10 protein-coding genes and 1 pseudogene are annotated in these 17,339 nt (G+C 71.6%); 6 read left to right on the top strand and 5 right to left on the bottom strand.

Annotated features, from left to right (window positions below; all coding sequences use genetic code 11):
* Nucleotides 1-162 precede the first annotated feature (162 nt).
* On the top strand, nt 163-627 hold the full coding sequence (locus FG385_RS16310) for a universal stress protein (protein ID WP_139097599.1): 465 nt from the start codon (nt 163-165) through the stop codon (nt 625-627).
* A gap of 51 nt (nt 628-678) precedes the next feature.
* Here the strand turns inward: FG385_RS16310 and FG385_RS16305 are convergent, their stop codons facing one another.
* Nucleotides 679-2,433, bottom strand: coding sequence for a SulP family inorganic anion transporter (locus FG385_RS16305; RefSeq protein WP_139097598.1), 1,755 nt, complete (start codon nt 2,431-2,433; stop codon nt 679-681).
* 142 nt (nt 2,434-2,575) lie between these two features.
* On the opposite strand from FG385_RS16305, the gene FG385_RS16300 reads away from it, so the two are divergent.
* Nucleotides 2,576-2,842: a hypothetical protein gene (locus FG385_RS16300; RefSeq protein WP_139097597.1), complete on the top strand. Its 267-nt coding sequence runs from the start codon at nt 2,576-2,578 to the stop codon at nt 2,840-2,842.
* A 109-nt stretch (nt 2,843-2,951) separates the two neighbouring features.
* Here the strand turns inward: FG385_RS16300 and FG385_RS16295 are convergent, their stop codons facing one another.
* Genes FG385_RS16295 through FG385_RS16285 form a run of 3 tightly spaced genes read right to left on the bottom strand, consistent with a single transcriptional unit; the run spans nt 2,952 to nt 7,184 of the window.
* A complete protein-coding gene (locus FG385_RS16295; protein ID WP_139097596.1) occupies nt 2,952-4,076 on the bottom strand; it encodes an acetate/propionate family kinase in 1,125 nt (374 codons plus the stop codon).
* 9 nt (nt 4,077-4,085) lie between these two features.
* Nucleotides 4,086-6,719 (bottom strand): bifunctional acetate--CoA ligase family protein/GNAT family N-acetyltransferase, encoded by a 2,634-nt coding sequence (locus FG385_RS16290; RefSeq protein ID WP_139097595.1) that lies wholly within the window; start codon nt 6,717-6,719, stop codon nt 4,086-4,088.
* A gap of 57 nt (nt 6,720-6,776) precedes the next feature.
* On the bottom strand, nt 6,777-7,184 hold the full coding sequence (locus FG385_RS16285) for an Hsp20/alpha crystallin family protein (RefSeq protein WP_139097594.1): 408 nt from the start codon (nt 7,182-7,184) through the stop codon (nt 6,777-6,779).
* Nucleotides 7,185-7,354: 170 nt separating this feature from the next.
* Between FG385_RS16285 and FG385_RS16280 the strand changes: the two are divergent.
* From FG385_RS16280 to FG385_RS16265, 4 genes and pseudogenes are all read left to right on the top strand, one after another.
* Nucleotides 7,355-8,754: pseudogene (locus FG385_RS16280) on the top strand (cytochrome ubiquinol oxidase subunit I).
* 10 nt (nt 8,755-8,764) lie between these two features.
* Complete coding sequence (gene cydB / locus FG385_RS16275; protein ID WP_139097593.1) at nt 8,765-9,778, top strand: cytochrome d ubiquinol oxidase subunit II; 1,014 nt, start codon at nt 8,765-8,767, stop codon at nt 9,776-9,778.
* Nucleotides 9,775-13,149 carry a thiol reductant ABC exporter subunit CydD gene (gene cydD, locus FG385_RS16270; RefSeq protein ID WP_139097592.1) on the top strand — a complete coding sequence of 1,125 codons (3,375 nt, stop codon included), beginning with the start codon at nt 9,775-9,777 and terminating at the stop codon, nt 13,147-13,149. Before cydB ends, cydD begins: the two co-directional genes overlap by 4 nt.
* A 260-nt stretch (nt 13,150-13,409) precedes the next feature.
* The gene (locus FG385_RS16265) at nt 13,410-14,705 is read left to right on the top strand and encodes an HNH endonuclease signature motif containing protein (RefSeq protein ID WP_139097591.1); all 1,296 of its coding nucleotides are present in this window, start codon (nt 13,410-13,412) and stop codon (nt 14,703-14,705) included.
* A 189-nt stretch (nt 14,706-14,894) separates the two neighbouring features.
* On the opposite strand, the gene FG385_RS16260 is transcribed toward FG385_RS16265, so the two are convergent.
* On the bottom strand, nt 14,895-17,261 hold the full coding sequence (locus tag FG385_RS16260) for a phosphoketolase family protein (RefSeq protein WP_139097590.1): 2,367 nt from the start codon (nt 17,259-17,261) through the stop codon (nt 14,895-14,897).
* Nucleotides 17,262-17,339: the final 78 nt, after the last annotated feature.

Below are 17,339 nucleotides of genomic sequence, written 5' to 3'. Positions count from 1 at the left end.
CCTGTTTCGGCCGACCGTTCCGGGCCAGCGTCACCAGGTCCGCGGACCAGTGGCGAGAGCCCGAAGTCCCTTTGCTGAAGGACCTGTCCCGGTGACCTTTTCCTCTCCCACCGCCCACGCGCGCGCGAGCACGCTGTGGGCGAATCCGGCAAGGAGGAAGCCATGACACGGACTCGGACGCTGGTCGTCGGCGTCGACGGCTCACCGCAGAGCGAAGCCGCGCTGCGCTGGGCGATCACCGAAGCGACCCCGGGCAACGACAGCGTGCGCGCCGTGCTCGTACGGGCGCGCGACGACCTGCTGCCCGGCACCTCGTACGCGATCCAGCCGCACGGCCGGCGCCCCGTGGCCCGGGACGAGGACTACGCCGCCCTGCTGCGGGCCACCGTCGAGAAGGCCCTGCAAGGGCAGGAGAACCCGCCGGCCGTCGAGGAAATCATCGCCGACGGCGACCCGGGCACCGAGCTGATCAAGGAGTCCGCGGCGGCGGACCTGTTGGTGGTCGGCTCGCACGGGGCGCGCCTGGTCACCGAACTGCTCGTCGGGAGCGTCGCCACCCAGTGCGTGCGCCACGCCCACTGCCCCGTCGTCGTCCTCCCCAGCCAGACGGCCCACGCTATGCCGTGAGGGGGTCCCTCACGGCACATAAGGGCATGAGGGGGTCCCTCACGGCATCTCCTAGGAAGACATGGGGTTGGGTGGCAGGACCGGAGGGGTGACCCCCTCGGGCAGGTGGCCGTGGATGGCGCGGTAGCTGCGCACGTAGGCCGCGACGGCGGCGGGCAGGGTCGGGAACAGGTTGGCCTCGCCGATCTTGCCGAGCAACCCGTCCGCGGCGAGCTCCTCCTCCAGCTCGCGCTTGACCCTGGCCATGGCGAACCGGATCCCCCGGCGCTCCAGGTCCCGCCGCAGGCCGTCGAGGGCTTCGATGCCGGTGAGGTCGACCTCCACGGTGGCCTCCGCGTTGAGCAGGAACCATTCCGTGCCCGGGGTGACCGCCGCCAGCGCCCGGTCGTGGAAGTCCTGGGCGTTGGCGAAGCACAGGGGCGCGTCGTAGCGGTAGACCACCAGCCCCGGCACCACATCCGCACCCGGGTAGTCGCCGACGTCGTGCATCCCCGGCACTCCCCGCGCGTACCCGAGCACCGCGGCGTGCGGCCTGGCCACCCGCCGCATCAGGTCCAGAATGGACAGTCCGATCGCGACAAGCACGCCGTAGAGCACGCCCAGCCCCACCACCCCGGCCGTGGTCGCCAGCGCCAGCACCAGTTCGCTGCGCCGGAACGTGGCGAACCGCCGGAACTCGCCCGGCCGGATCAGCCGCAACGCCGCGTAGACCACCACCGCGCCGAGCGCGGCCTCGGGGAACGCGCTGAGCACCGGGCGCGCGGTGAACAGCACGACCACCACCGTCGCGAGTGCCACGAGCGAGAACAGCTGGGTGCGGCCGCCGACCGAAACCGCGATCGCGGTCCGGCTGCCGCTCGAGCTGACCGGGAACCCCTGGGACAGGCCGGCCACGACGTTCGTCACGCCGAGCGCCCGCAGCTCCTGGTTCGCGTCGACGGGCGGCTCCTCCGATCCCGCGAACGCGCGCGCGGTGAGCACGACGTCGGAGAACCCGACCAGCATGATTCCCAAGGCGGGTAACAGGAGCGAAGGCAGGTCGGCGCCGTCGAGGTGCGGCAGGCCGGGCACCGGCAGCCCGGCCGGCACGGTTCCCACGACCTGGATCCCGGAACGCTGCCAGCCGAACACCGCTACGCAGCCCGCAGCGAGCAGCATGCCCAGCAGCGGGCCGGGCAGTGCGGGCAGGAACCGCGCGGCCAGCAGCAGGAACGCGAGCACCGCGACGGACAGGGCGAGCGTCGGCCACTGCGTCTCGCCGAGGTGACCCAGCCAGGAGCGCACCTGGGCCGGCAGATCCTCGCCGTGTGCCGGGACGCCCGTGACCGTGCCGAGCTGGCTGACGATCATGCTGACCGCGATGCCCGCGAGATAGCCGGCGAGGATCGGTTTCGACAGCAGGTCGGCGAACACTCCGGCCCGGATGAGGCCGCCGGCCAGGCACACGCCGCCGACGACGAGGGCGAGGACGGCGGCCAGCGCGGCGTACCGGGCGGGTTCGCCCGCGGCGAGCGGGGCCAGCGCGGTCGCGGTGAGTAGCGCCGTGGTCGACTCGGGCCCGACCGACAACCGCCGTGACGTGCCGAGCAGCGTGTACATCGCCATGGGCCCGAGTACCGTCCACAGCCCGGCGACCGGTGGCAGTCGCGCGATCTCCGCGTACGCCATGACCTGCGGGATCAGGTAGGCGGCGACGGTGACCCCGGCGACGATGTCGCCCCGGAGCCAGCTCCGGCGGTATCCGCGGAACTGCCTGATCCCGGGCAGCAGCCGGCTCGCGGCACGCCCTGCCGAGCGTACTGACATGGCGTAACGATGATCCGCGCCCGCGGTCCCGGACAGGGCCTAAGGTCCCGTCGCGGCCGGGACCATCGCGAAGCAGAACGTCCCTGCCGGCGGGGCCTTTGGCCCGGCGAACCGCACCGTCCCGCGTTGGGAACATGAAGGTATGACTGAGGAAGCGACAGACACGGAGTTGGATCCCGCCAACCCCGAGATGCCCGAGGAGGAACGCCGGGCACGCGCCGTGCGCACGGTCGCCGCGAGCGCCCACGACGCGGAGGATCTCGTCGAACTGCTGGACATGCTCGGCCTCAAGGCCACGGATGTCCTGCCGCAGCCGGAGCGGCCGAAGCTGCCCAGACAGCGGAGCAAGCACCTGTCCATCGCCGAACTGGGCGCCATGCTGGAAGCCGCCGGGCTGCAGCACTCCTGACGCGGCTGATTGTCTGGGGGCCTGCGCGCCCAGCCGATTTCATGGCCAGGGCCCTCCTGAGCCTCGACCTTGCGTTCGTGCGGATCGGAGCCCTGCCCCCGGAAATCGGCTACCTTCGGAGGCGCGCGTGCGACCCGCGTTGGCCAGCAGTCTCACCAGCCAGCAGGGCCGTGGCCTCGCGGGCCAGTTCCAGATCCTCACGTGCGGTGATCGTGAACACCGCCACTCGCGCGCCCGGCGGGCTGATCAGCCGGTCACCTTCGCCGGCCAGGCGGGACGCGTCGATCTCCACGCGCAGCAAGGAAAGCCCGCCGGCCAGTTCGGCGAGCAGCTCCGGCTGGTGCTCGGCGACCCCACCGGTGAACACGACCGCGTCGAGCCGCTGCAGGCTCATCGCCGCCGCCCCGATCTCGCGCCGCAGCCGGTGCAGGTACACCCGCACCGCGGCCGCCGCCTCGGCGTCTCCCGCGGCGCGAGCGGCCAGTACCTCCCGCAGGTCCCCGCTCGTCCCGGTCATCCCCGCCAGGCCCGCATGGTGGTACAGCGTGTCGGTCAGGCTCTCGAGGTCCACCTCGCCGGTGCCGAGGACGTACAGCAGCAGCCCCGGATCCACCGAGCCCGACCGCGTCGCCATCACCGCGCCCTCCAGTGGCGTGAACCCCATCGACGTGTCCACGCTCGCCCCGCCGCGGATCGCGGTGACCGACACGCCGGAACCGATATGGCAGCACAGCATGTGCACCTGCGGCATCGCGAGCAGCTCGGCGCACCGGCGAGCCGCGTACTGGCAGGACAGGCCGTGGAACCCGTAGCGGCGCAAGCGGTTCTGCGCGGTCCACGCCTTCGGCAGCGCGTACCGGGCGGCGGCGTCGGGAAGTCCACTGTGGAATGACGTGTCGAAGCAGGCGATCACCGGCACGTCCGGCAGCGCCGCGCGCACGAGCCGGGCCACCTCCGCCGACAGCGGCTGGTGCAGCGGCGCGAGCGAGCCGAGCCGGTCGAGCTGGTGCAGCAGTTCCTCGTCGACCAGCGCGGGTCCCCCGCGGGAGCCCCCGTGCACGAACCGGATCGCGACTCCGTCCGGCCGCCCCCAGCGCTCGATCGCCTGGCGCACCACGGTGTCGTCGGCCACGGCGTCCGCGGCGTCCCAGGTCTCGGCGTGCACCGGGGCGCCTTCGTCGATCAGCGCGGCCTTCATCGTCGAAGAACCGGGGTTCAAGGTCAGGATGCGCATGGTTTCCCTTCAGGTCCGCAGCCGGCGCAGGAACGGATCGGCGGCGCTGCGCGGCTCGATCCGGATCCGGGCGTCCAGGACGACACACCTGGCATCGTTGACCACCAGCGGGTTCAGGTCCAGTTCGGCGACCTCGGGCACCAGCTCCGCGAGACGGCTCACCCGCAGCAGCACGTCCCGCACCACGCCCCGGTCGATGGTCTCGAACAGCTTCGCCGAGGAGCGCAGGCCGCCGAGCAGGCGGTCGGCGTCGGTGCCGCTGAGCGGGGCGAGCCGGGCGGCGCGGTCGGCCACCAGATCGGTGTCGGTGCCCCCGAGCCCGAACACCACCAGCGGGCCGAAGACCTCGTCGGAGTTGATACCGACCAGCAGTTCCCGGCCGGGTTCGGCCATCGGCTGCAGCACCGCGCCGTGCCAGGCGGCGCCGAACTTCCGCCGCCAGCCGCGCACCACGTCACGGACCGCGGACTCTTCGGTGACGTCGAGCGCGACACCGCCCCCTGCGCTCTTGTGCAGCATGCCCTCGACGTCCGCCTTCAGCGCGAGCGGGCGCTTGAGCTCCTGGAACACGGCTGCCGCGCCGTCCTCGTCGGTCACGTAGCGGGTCTCGGCGAGCGGCAGGCCGAAGCAGCGCAGCAGCTCCGCCACCTCCAGCGGCGCCAGCCAGCGGTGGCCCGCCGCGAGGTAGGACTGCACCAGGGCGACCGCGTGCGATGGGTCGATACCGGACAGTTCCTCGACCGGCCCGGCCGGGGTCGCGCGCCACCGCGCGTACCGGGCGACGTGCCCGAGCGCGGCCGCGGCGTCGGCCGGGTCGGTGAAGCTCGCGGTCGCGGGACCGCGCTCGTCGGTGAGAGGTTCGACGTGGCCGAGTTGCCCGAGCCGCACCGCGAGCACGGGTTTGGCCGACCGGCGGGCCCGCTCGGGCACCGTCGCCATCGGGTCGCCCAGCGCGGTGGGCACCGTCGCGGCCAGGACGGCGTCGATCCCGGGATCGGCGAGCACCGCGTCGAGGCAGGCGCCGAACAGGTCGGCGCCCACGCCCGCCGTCGTGTCGACCGGGTTGTGCAGCGAGGCCTGCTCGGGCAGCAGCGCGTGCAGCGCGGACCTGGTCTCGTCCCGGATGTCCGGCAGCGTCAGCCCGTGCCGCGCGCACGCGTCGGCGGCGAGCACCCCGGCCCCGCCCGCGTTGCTGATGACAGCGACCCGGTTGCCCTGGGGCAGGGGCTGCCACGACAGGGTGGCGACGGTTTCGACGAGCTCGCTGATGGTGTCCACGGCGATGACCCCGGCCTGCTCGTACAGCGCGTCCCTGGTGACCGCCGGGGTCGCCGCCGCCGCGGTGTGCGAGGCGGCCGCGCGCTGGGCGATCTCGGTCTCCCCGGTGCGGATCGCCAGCACCGGCTTCGACCGGGCCAGCGTGCGCGCGAGCCGGCCGAACTTGCGCGGGTTGCCGAAGGACTCCAGGTACAGCACGGCGATCTCGGTGTGCGGATCCCGTTGCCACCACAGCAGCAGGTCGTTGCCGCTCACGTCGTACTTGTCGCCGGTCGACACCAGGCTCGACAGGCCGATGCCCAGCTGCCGCAAGGATTCCAGCAGGGCGATCCCGAACCCGCCGGACTGGCTCACCACGCCGACGGGGCCGGCGGGCACGACTCCGGGCAGGAAGGTCGCGTTCAGCGAGGCCCCCGGGCTCGCGACGCCGATGCAGTTCGGCCCGACCAGGCGCATGCCGTAGGTCCGGGCGGCGGTCACGGCGCGCTCGCCGTACTCGGTACCGGTCAGCCCGGCGGTGATGACCACGGCCGCCCGCACACCCCGCCGCCCGCACTGCTCGACCGCTTCCGCGGCGGCCGGGGCGGGCACGCAGACGACCGCCAGTTCGGGGACCTCGGGCAGGTCCGGCACGCTCGGCGCGCACGGGACCCCGGAAATCTCGGTGGCATGCGGGTTCACCGCGAACAGCTTGCCCGGGTAGCCGCCCTCGATCAGGTTCTCGAGCACGGCGTGCCCGATCGACCCGGGATGGCGGCTCGCGCCGATCACCGCGACCGACTCGGGCCGCAGCACCGAGCGCAGGCTCGCGACGTCGGCGACGCGTTCCCGTTCGGCGAGCGCGCTCCAGTAGTTCTCCCCCGGTTCGAGCACGAGCACGAACTGGCGCTCCGGCCCGCCGGGCGTCATGCGGTACGGCAGCCCGAGATCGGCGAACACGCGGACCATGCGGGTGTTCTCGGCGAGCACCTCACCGGTGAAACGCCGGATTCCCTGCGCACGGGCGGCCGAAGCGAGATGTTCGAGCAGGAGGGTGCCGACCCCGTGGGCCTGCACGCGGCCGTCCACGGCGAGCGCGACCTCGGCCTCGGTCGGATCGCCGGAGACCTCGAAATGCGCGCAGCCGACCAGCTGGTCCTGGCGGAACGCGCCGACCGCGCCATGGCTCGGCCCCGGCTCGCCCGCGATCCGCTCGCAGATCTTGTCCAGCCCGGCTGGCGTGCCGAAGAAGCGCAGGTACCGGTCGCGCTCGTCGAGGCCGTCGTGCAGGGCGAGCACCGCCGCCGTGTCCTGCGGTCGTAGCGGGCGCACCAGGACGACCTCGCCGTCGGCCAGCACCGCGGTGGACCCTAGGTCGGTGGGCATGCGTTCCCTCCCATGGCGATGCGGGCACGCCCGCGCGCGCCCGCATCCGTCGTACGGTCAGTCCTTCTTGACTTCGATCTCGACCGGCTTGCCCGGCTCGGCTCCGTCGTAGGGAACGACGACCTCGAGGATCCCGTCGGCGTACTTCGCGGTGATCTTCGACGCGTCGGCTCCCTGCGGCAGCGAGACGGTCCGCCGGAACGAGCCGTAGTGGAACTCGCTGCGGCCCTTCGTCTCGGTCCTGGCCTCACGCTCGGCGGTGATGGTCAGCAGACCGCCCTCCGTCGTGATGTGAATGCCCTTGGCCGGGTCGAAACCGGGCAGCTCCGCGCGGACGGTGTACTTGCCGTCCGCCGCGGACTCCTCGATGCGCACGATGTTGTGCTCACCGAACGGCCAGCCGGTGTCGAGCCAGTCGGCCAGCGCCGGGAACGTCATCCTCGGGCGCGGCAGCAGTGATGTCATCGATCCTCCTTCCCTCCGTCGGGTGGCTTGCCCCACCAGGCAACCGCCGGGCGCCCGGGACCCGACGCGGTCGTAGTCCCTCAATCCCGGTGACGAAGGACCCTCGCTGCCACCAGGACGGGGGGCGAAACCTGGGGCCCGATCTTGTCCGGGTGTAAGAGGGAGGACCGATGAGCCCACTCGATCTGGCGCGGTGGCAGTTCGGCATCACCACCGTGTACCACTTCATCTTCGTGCCGCTCACGATCGGACTGTCATTCCTGGTGGCCGGCATGCAGACCGCGTGGGTGCGCACCGGCAAGGACCACTACCTGCGGATGACGAAGTTCTGGGGCAAGCTGTTTCTGATCAACTTCGCGATGGGCGTGGTGACGGGCATCGTGCAGGAGTTCCAGTTCGGGATGAACTGGAGCGACTACAGCGCCTTCGTCGGCGACATCTTCGGCGCCCCGCTGGCGATCGAGGGCCTGCTGGCGTTCTTCCTCGAATCCACCTTCCTGGGGTTGTGGATCTTCGGGTGGAACCGGCTGCCGAAGCGGCTCCACCTCGCCACGATCTGGCTCGCCTCGATCGGCACCGTCCTCTCGGCGTACTTCATCCTCGCCGCGAACTCGTGGATGCAGCACCCGGTCGGCTACGCGGTCAACCCGCAGACCGGGCGCGCCGAGCTGAACGACTTCGGCGCCGTGCTCACCAACTCCACCGCGGTGGGGGCGTTCGCGCATACCGTCACGGCCTGCTTCGTCACCGCGGGGATCTTCGTCGTGGCGATCAGCGCGTGGCAGCTCAAGAAGAAGCGCCCACCGAGGTCTACCGGCCGTCGATGAAGATCGCGCTGGTCACCGTCCTGATCGCGAGCCTCGGCGTCGTGGTGACCGGCGACCTCCAGGCGCGCCTGATGACCCAGCAGCAGCCGATGAAGATGGCCGCGGCCGAGGCCCTCTACGACACCGTCTCCCCGGCCTCGTTCTCGCTGTTCACGATCGGCTCGCTCGACGGGTCGAAGGAGGTCTGGTCCCTCCGGGTGCCCCGGGTGCTCTCGTTCATGGCGACCGGGCACTGGGACGGCACCGTCGAGGGCATCAACAACGTGCAGGCCGCCGAGCAGCAGCGCTACGGCGCCGGCGACTACAGCCCGGACATCCCCACCACGTACTGGACGTTCCGCGTGATGATCGGCTTCGGCTTCCTGATGGGGCTGCTGTCGCTGGTCGGGCTGTGGCTGTTCCGCAAGGGCCGGATCCCGCGGTCACGCTGGTTCTACCGAGCCGCGATCGCGTCGCTCGCGCTGCCGTTCCTGGCCAACGCGCTCGGCTGGATCTTCACCGAGATGGGCCGCCAGCCGTGGGTCGTGTTCGGGGTGCTCAAGACCGCCAACGGGGTTTCGCCCACCGTCGCGGCCGGCACCGTGCTGGCCTCGCTGATCGTGTTCACCGTGCTCTACGGCGTGCTCGCGGTCATCGACGGGGTGCTGATGGTCCGCTACGCCAAGGCCGGACCGCCGGAGCCCACCCCCACCGAAGAGTCCGAAACGGACGCCGAACAGCGTCCCGGCGTGTTCGTGTACTAGGAGAGAAAAGATGGCTCTCACGGATGTGTGGTTCCTGCTGATCGCGGTGCTCTGGACCGGGTATTTCGTCCTGGAAGGCTTCGACTTCGGGGTCGGGATGCTGCTGCCGGTGCTCTCCCGCGACAACACCGACCGGCGGGTGATGATCAACACCATCGGCCCGGTCTGGGACGGCAACGAGGTATGGCTGCTCGTCGCCGGCGGCGCGACCTTCGCCGCGTTCCCGCTGTGGTACGCGAGCCTGTTCTCCGGGTTCTACCTGGCACTGTTGCTGATCCTGGTCGCGCTCATCGTGCGCGGGGTCTCGTTCGAGTTCCGCGGCAAGATCGACAGCGCGCGGTGGCGCGCCGGCTGGGACATCGCGATCGTGGTCGGCTCGCTCCTGCCCGCGCTGCTGTGGGGCGTCGCGTTCGGCAACATCGTGCGCGGCGTGCCGCTGGACGCCCAGCACCACTTCACCGGCAACCTGCTGACCCTGCTCAACCCGTACGCGCTGCTCGGCGGGCTGACCACGCTGAGCGTGTTCGCCTTGCACGGCACGGTGTTCCTCGCCCTCAAGACGACCGGCGAGCTGCGCCGCCGCGCCCGGGCGCTGAGCTGGCCGCTGGGCTTGCTGGCGGTGCTGTTCGCGGCGTCGTTCCTGCTGTGGACCCAGCTCGAGCACGGCAAGTCCTGGACGTGGATCGCGCTGGCCGCGGCCGCGGCCGCGCTCGTCGGCGGCGTGCTGGCGTTGCGGCTGGAACGGGAAGGCTGGGCGTTCCTGCTCACCGCGGCCGCGATCGTCGGTACCACGGTGTTGCTGTTCGGTTCGCTGTACCCGGACGTGCTGCCCTCGACGACCGACGCGGCGAACAGCCTCACCACGACCAACGCCTCGTCCACGCCGTACACGCTGAAGATCATGACCTGGGTCGCCGTCGCGTTCACCCCGATCGTGCTGCTGTACCAGTCGTGGACCTACTGGGTGTTCCGCAAGCGGATCACCCGCGAATCGATCCCGGCCGCACAGGGGCTGGTGCCGTGAAGCCGCTCGACCCGCGGCTGCTCCGGCACGCCGGTGCCGCGCGCCCCTTCATTCTCGGGTGCGCGGCGCTCGGCGTGGCCACGGCGGGACTCGTGCTCGTCCAGGCCGATCTCCTCGCCACCTCGATCTCGCGCGCCTTTCTCGGCGGCGCCGGGATCGCCGCGCTGGCGATCCCGGTCGCGCTGCTCGCGCTCGTCGTGCTCGGGCGCTCGCTCGTGTCCTGGCTCGCCGAGACCTCGGCACATCGCGCGTCCGCCGCGGTGCTGAGCCAGCTGCGCGCCGCCGTCGTCGAGCACACGCTCCGCATTGGGCCGACGCGCCAGGCGGGCCGGTCCCCCGCCGAGCTGGCGACCCTGGCCACGCGCGGCGTCGACCGGCTGGACGGGTATTTCGCGCGGTACCTGCCGACGCTGCTCGTCGCCGCCGTCGTCCCGGCGGTGGTGGGCGCGCGGATCCTGCTGTCCGACTGGGTCTCCGCGATCATCGTCGGGGTCACCGTACCGCTGATCCCGATCTTCATGATCCTCATCGGGCTCTACACCCAGCGCGAGACCGCCAAGCAGTGGCGCACGCTTTCCGTACTGGGCAACCATTTCCTCGATCTCGTCGCCGGGCTCGCGGTGCTCACCGCGTTCGGGCGGGCCCGCGCCCAGCTGCGCGGGCTGCGCGCGATCACCCGCACCTACCGGCTGCAGACGATGCGGACGCTACGCGTGGCGTTCCTGTCCGCGCTCGCGCTGGAACTGCTGGCGACCCTGTCGGTCGCCCTGGTCGCCGTGTCGATCGGTTTGCGGCTCGTCAACGGCGAAATGGACCTGCACACCGCGCTCGTCGTGCTGATCCTCGCGCCCGAGGTCTACCTCCCGCTGCGCGCGGTCGGCACCCGCTTCCACGACAGCGCCGAAGGGGTCGCCGCGGCGAACGAGATCTTCGGCCTGCTGGAGGAGAAGCCCGTCGCACAAGGGCTCCGCTCGCCCGCGCCGGATCCGTCGGTGGTCCCGCTGCGCGTGCGCGGGGTGACCGTGCACGGCCGGTCCGGACCCGTGCTCGATTCGTTCGACCTCCGCGTCGAACCTGGTGAGGTCGTCGGGATCACCGGGGCGAGCGGGGCCGGCAAGTCCACCCTGCTCGATCTGTTGCTCGGCTGGTACCCGCCGGACGCGGGCGCCGTGTTCGTCGATGGGGTCGATCTCGCCGAACTGGACCGAACGGCATGGCAGCAGCGCATCGCCTGGGTCCCGCAGCGCCCACGGCTGCTGACCGGCTCCGTGGCGGAGAACATCCGCCTCGGCAAGCCGGGTGCACCACTGTCCGAAGTGGAGGCCGCGGCGCAGGCGGCGGGGCTCGACATCCCGCTCGACACGCACGTGGGCGAACTCGGCGCCGGACTGTCCACCGGGCAGCAGCGCCGGGTCGCGCTGGCCCGCGCGCTTCTGCTCGACCGCCCGCTGTTGCTGCTCGACGAACCCACCGAGGGCGTCGACGCCGACACCGAGGCCGAAATCCTCCGCTGCCTTCCCGCCGCGCTGGCCGGGCGCACGGCCGTCATCGTCACGCATCGCGAAGCCGTACTGGACGTTTGCGACCGGGTGGTCGCCTTGCCCGCGCCTTCGCCGGTGGCCGTCCCCGAGGTCGCGCCGGTTTCCGCTGCTCCGCAGGAAGATTCCGAAGAGGACGGTCGCGGCTGGCTGTCCAGTGTGATCCGGCCACACCGGTGGCGCCTCGCGCTCGCGTGCATCGCCGGGGCACTCGCACTCGGCAGCGGGGTCGCGCTCACCGCGACCTCGGCGTGGCTCATCTCCACCGCCGCGCTCCACCCGCCGATCCTGACCTTGACCGTTGCGATCGTCGCGGTGCGCACGTTCGGTATCGCCAAGGGCGTGCTGCGCTATGTCGAACGCCTGCTGTCGCACGACGTCGCGCTGCGGGCACTCGCGGAGCTGCGGGTGCGCGTGTGGTCGACATTGGTGCGGCTCGGCCCGGCACTGACCGAACGCCTGCGGCGTGGCGATCTCCTGCAGCGCATGGTGTCCGATGTGGACGCTCAACAGGACCTGCTGGTGCGGGTGCTCGTGCCCGGGGTTTCGGCCGCCGTGGTCGCCGCGGCCGCCTCGATCACGGTCGGGGCCCTGCTGCCCGAGGCCGGGGTGCTGCTGTTGGTGGGCTTGCTGTGCGCCGGGGTGCTCGCCCCGGCGATGTCGGCCTTCGCGGCGCGCCGCGCGGAGCGTGACACGACGGGGTTGCGCGCCGAGGTCACGTCCGGGACGGTCGAAGTCCTCGAAGCCGCACCCGACCTGATCGCCTATGGCGCGGCGGCGGGACGGCACACCTCCTTGCGGGAGACCGATACGGTGCTCACCTCGGCGCTGCGGCGCTCGGCGAGAGCCCGGGGCCTGGGCGCGGGCACCGGCACCCTTTCGCTGGGCGCGACGATGATCGGCAGCCTGCTGCTGGGGATCGCCGCGCTGCGGGCGGGCCGCCTGCCGGGCCCGGAGCTGGCCGTGCTGGCGCTGACCCCGCTGGCCGCCGCCGAGCTCGTCGCGGCACTTCCCGAAGCGGCGCAACGGTTCCTCAGCGCTCGCCACAGCGCACGCCGACTGTCCGAACTGGACCACACCGTCTCGCCCGCCACCGAACCTTCGTCGCCGGTGTCACTGTCCCGTCCCAGCTCGCTGACGGTCACGGACCTGGCCGTCCGGTGGCCAGGCGCTGCGCGGGACGCGGTGTCCGGAGTGGACTTCAGGGTCGGGAACAGCGTGCTGCTGACCGGTCCGTCCGGCGCCGGCAAGAGCACGACCCTGGCGGCGGTGATGCGCTACCTGGACCCGTCCGCGGGCTCGGTGCACCTCGACTCGACCGACACCCGAACCTGCGCGGGCGACGAGGTGCGCGCGGAACTGGGCTGGTGCGGGCCGGACACGCATCTGTTCGACACCACGTTGCGGGAGAACCTGATGCTGGCACGCCCGTCGGCTTCGGATCCGGAACTGCTGAACGCGCTCAGCCGCGCGCGGCTCCGGTCGTGGTTCGCGTCGTTGCCGCAGGGCCTCGACACCCCGCTCGGCGCCCACGGCACCGCGGTCTCCGGCGGGGAACGGCAACGGCTCGGCGTGGCGCGGGCGCTGCTCGCCGACCGCCCGATCCTCCTGCTCGACGAACCGACCGCGCACCTGGACGCGCCCACGGCGGCCGCGCTCGCCGAGGACGTCGCCGCGGTGGCGGCCACCCGCCCGACGGTCGTGGTCACGCACCGGCCGGCGGAGTTCCCGTCGTTGCCGGAGGTGCGAGTGCCACGCGCCGCCAGCCCGGACGGCGTACCGTCACCAACAGGTTCACCCACCGGGGCGGGGCGCGGCACGCCGCACCCGTAACCTCACGGCTCGGAAAGGCGCGGCCCAGCCTGCCGTCGAGTTCGCGGCGCGGCATGAACCGCACCGCCGCGGTCAGCGAACCCGCTTGCCGCAGCACCTGCTCCCGCTCCGACTCGGCCACGTGATGCAGCACATCGCACAGCACCACCAGATCGAACTACGCCGCTGGAGCACATCGCCCGGCTCAACTCGTCTGCGCGCCGAAGCTTCATTCTTGTGGGTTAGCACACGCGTTCGAATCCTGCGATAAACTCTACGACGTGACCGGAATTCTCGCACCCACCTTGTGGCGGCTCCCCGACGCGGGGGTTACCACCAAGTTGCTGGCGTGCGAGGAAAAACTCCGCCGCGGGTACGCCGAGATGCTCGCGCTGGTCGGCGAGGTCGAGCATCGCGGCCTCGGCAGATCGTTGGGCTACCAGGATTCCGCGGCCCTGCTGCAGGAAAACCTGCGGATCTCGGGGCGCGAGGCGCAGACGCGGGTCGCGCACGCCTCCGCGACGGTGCCGTCCTTTTCGGTCACCGGTATCCCGCAGCCGTCTCCCCTGGCCGGCACCGCGGAAGCGCTGGCCGCGGGTGAGCTGAACCGCGAACACGTCCAGGCCATCACGGCCGTCTTCAGCACCTGCCCTTCAGGGATCAGCTCCCAGCAACGGGCCGAGGGCGAAGCCGCGCTGGTGACGCTCGCACGGCAAGCAGGCCCCGAAGCCGTGCGCACCGCCGGCCGTCGGCTGATCGCCCACTGGGAACAGGAAACCGAGCCACGGGAGAAGCCGGAGAAGGCGCCGCCCCGGCGAAGCCTCCAGATCGCCCACCGTCCGGACGGCAGTGCCCGCTTCCGCGGCGAACTCGACGCCGAAAGCACCGTCCTGCTCGACGGTCTGCTCGGGCCCCTGGCGAAACCCCACGATGCCGCCGATTTGCGCGGCCTGGACGAACGGCGCGGTGACGCCCTCGCCGACATCCTCGAACTGGCCGCCCGTTGCGACGAGTTGAGCGTGCAAGGCGGCGAACGGGCGGTGCTGATCGTGCGCACCACCCTCGCCGAGCTCGAAGGCCGCCTCCGTGAAGCCCTGCTGACCGTTCCGGGGGTCCGCAGCGTCGACACGCTGCTGCGCTACGCCTGCGACGCGCGCGTGATTCCCGCGGTCCTCGGCGCGAAGGGGCAGCCGCTGTTCCTCGGCCGCGCCAGCCGGCTGGCCGGCGCCGCCCAACGGCACGCACTCGTGGTGCGGGACAAGGGCTGCGCCCACCCCGGCTGCGATCGCGGTCCCAAATGGACAACGCCGCACCATGTCATCCCCTGGTCCCAGAGCGGACCCACGGATCTGGGCAACCTGGTGCTGTTGTGCGCGCGGCATCACCGGATGGCCCATCATTCCGGCTGGGACATCCGATTCCGCCACGGAATCCCCGAATTCCTCCCACCGTCCTGGCTCGACAGCGCCCGCACCCCGCGCCGCAACCTCGCCCACACCCTCGGCCCACCCGAACCGGCATGCCCGCCACCCGTCGCGGCGGACGACGACCCATGGGCCTTCGCCAGGGCAGGGTGAGGAGGGTGGAAGTCACGTCGGCACCGCCGGCCTTTTGAACTCGGCCTTCGCGGCCGGGATGATCATCGGCGCACCCACCAAGGCCGCGATCGCCCGCCGGTGGCCCGCACGGGCGACGCTGGCAGCCGGGCCCGCCACGGGAGCAGCGGCCCTCGCCACCGCCAGCAGCGACGGCCGGGTGACTCGCGGTCAGGCCCAGGTCCAGTTGCGCACCTCCGGCATGTCCTCGCCGTGCTCGCGGATCCAGCGGTGGTGGCGTTCACGCGCCTCGCTCATCGCCTGGCGGACGGCGCCCGCGCGCCGCGCCAGGTCGGGGACTCGGTCGATCACGTCGATCACCAGCTGGTACCTGTCCATGTCGTTGAGCACCAGCATGTCGAACGGGGTCGTCGTCGTCCCGCGCTCCTTGTAGCCGCGGACGTGGAATTCCGCGTGGTTGTGCCGCCGGTACGCCAGCCGGTGGATCAGCCACGGGTACCCGTGATACGCGAAGATCACCGGCCGGTCCGCGGTGAACAGCGCGTCGAACTCCCGGTCGCTCATCCCGTGCGGATGTTCGGTGTCGGGCTGCAGGCGCATCAGATCGACCACGTTCACCACGCGCACCGCCAGTTCCGGCAGGTACCCGCGCAGCAACGAGGCCGCCGCCAGCACCTCCATCGTCGGCGCGTCCCCGGCGCAGCCCAGCACCACGTCCGGCTCGCGGTCGGGGTACGTGCTCGCCCACTCCCACATGCCCGCGCCGCGCGCGCAGTGCAGCGCCGCCTGCTCCGGGTCCAGCCAGTTGGGCGTCGCGTTCTTGCCGGCCACGATCACGTTCACGTAGTCCCGGCTGCGCAGGCAGTGATCCGCCACCGAAAGCAGCGTGTTCGTGTCCGGCGGCAGGTACACCCGCACCACCTCGGAGCTCTTGTTCGCCACATGGTCGATGAACCCGGGATCCTGGTGCGTGAACCCGTTGTGGTCCTGCCGCCACACGTGCGAGGTCAGCAGGTAGTTCAGCGACGCGATCGGCCGCCGCCACGGGATCTGCCGGTGCACCCGCAACCACTTGATGTGCTGGTTCACCATCGAGTCCACGATGTGCGCGAACGCTTCGTAGCACGAGAACAGCCCGTGCCGGCCGGTCAGCAGGTAGCCCTCGAGCCAGCCCTGGCACAGCTGCTCCGAGAGCACCTCCATGACCCGCCCGTCGCCCGCGAGATGCTCGTCGACGGGTTCGATCGCCGCCTGCCACGCCTTCGCGGTCACGTCGTACACCGCGTCCAGCCGGTTCGACGCCGTCTCGTCCGGACCGAACAGCCGGAACGTCTTGCCGTCGCGGGCGAACACGTCCTTGAGATACCGGCCGAGTACGCGCGTCGGCTCGTCGCTCGACGTCCCCGGCCGCGGCACCGGCACCCCGTGCGCGGCGGGATCCGGCAAGAGCAGCGGGCGCAACAGCAGCCCGCCGTTGGCGTGCGGGTTCGCGCCCATCCGCCGTTGCCCCCGGGGAATCACCGCGGTCACCGCCGGTCGCGGGCGGCCCTCGGAGTCGAACAGCTCCTCCGGGCGGTAGGAGCGCAGCCAGCGTTCCAGCTCCCGCAGATGTTCCGGGTTCTCGCGGACCTCCGGCAGCGGCACCTGGTGCGCGCGCCAGGTGCCCTCGACCTGCTTACCGTCCACAACGGACGGACCGGTCCAGCCTTTCGGGCTGCGCAGCACGATCACCGGCCACCGCGGGCGGCCGGACACACCTTCGCGCGCCTGCTCCTGGATCCGCCGGATCTCGGCGTACACGTCGTCGAGCGTCGCGGCCATCGCCTGGTGCATCAGCCCGGGCTCGTGACCGGTGACGTAATAGGGCGCGTACCCGTAACCGCGCAGCAGTTCGTCGAGCTCGTGCTCCGGGATCCGCGCCAGCACCGCCGGGTTCGCGATCTTGTACCCGTTGAGGTGCAGGATCGGCAGCACCGCCCCGTCGTGCACCGGATCGAGGAACTTACCGGCGTGCCAGCTCGTCGCGAGCGGACCGGTTTCCGCCTCGCCGTCGCCGATCACGCACGCGACGATCAGGCCGGGGTTGTCGAACGCGGCCCCGAAGGCGTGCGCGAGCGAGTATCCCAGCTCACCGCCTTCGTGGATCGAACCCGGCACTTCCGGCGCCACATGGCTCGGCACGCCACCAGGGAACGAGAACTGCCGGAACAGGGTCCGCAAGCCCTCGAAGTCCTGGGTGACCTCCGGCTTCACTTCCGGGTAGCTGCCCTCGAGCCAGGTGTTCGCCAGCAGCGCGGGCCCACCGTGCCCGGGGCCGGTCACGAACATCATGTCGAGGTCGTGCCGGCTGATGAGCCGGTTCAGGTGCGCGTACAGGAAGTTGAGCCCGGGCGAGGTGCCCCAGTGCCCGAGCAACCGCGGCTTGATGTGCTCCCGCCGCAGTGGCTCGGTCAGCAAAGGGTTGTCCAGCAAGTAGATCTGCCCGGCCGCCAGATAGTTCGCCGCCCGCCACAGCGCGTCGACCTCGTTCAGCTCGGACTCGGTCAGTGCGGCCGCGGTTTCGGTGGCCGTGCTCATTCCACCTCCTGTGTCCTGCGGGACACCCGCACCCGGTCGGCTTGCATGATCGGGGCTTCGCCATTGTCGATCATGCAG

Origin of the sequence: Amycolatopsis alkalitolerans (assembly GCF_006152065.1) — a bacterium.
GTDB classification, from domain to species: domain Bacteria; phylum Actinomycetota; class Actinomycetes; order Mycobacteriales; family Pseudonocardiaceae; genus Amycolatopsis_E; species Amycolatopsis_E alkalitolerans.
The sequence above is the reverse complement of the archived record's forward strand: the minus strand, read 5'-3'. Positions and strand labels throughout refer to the sequence as shown.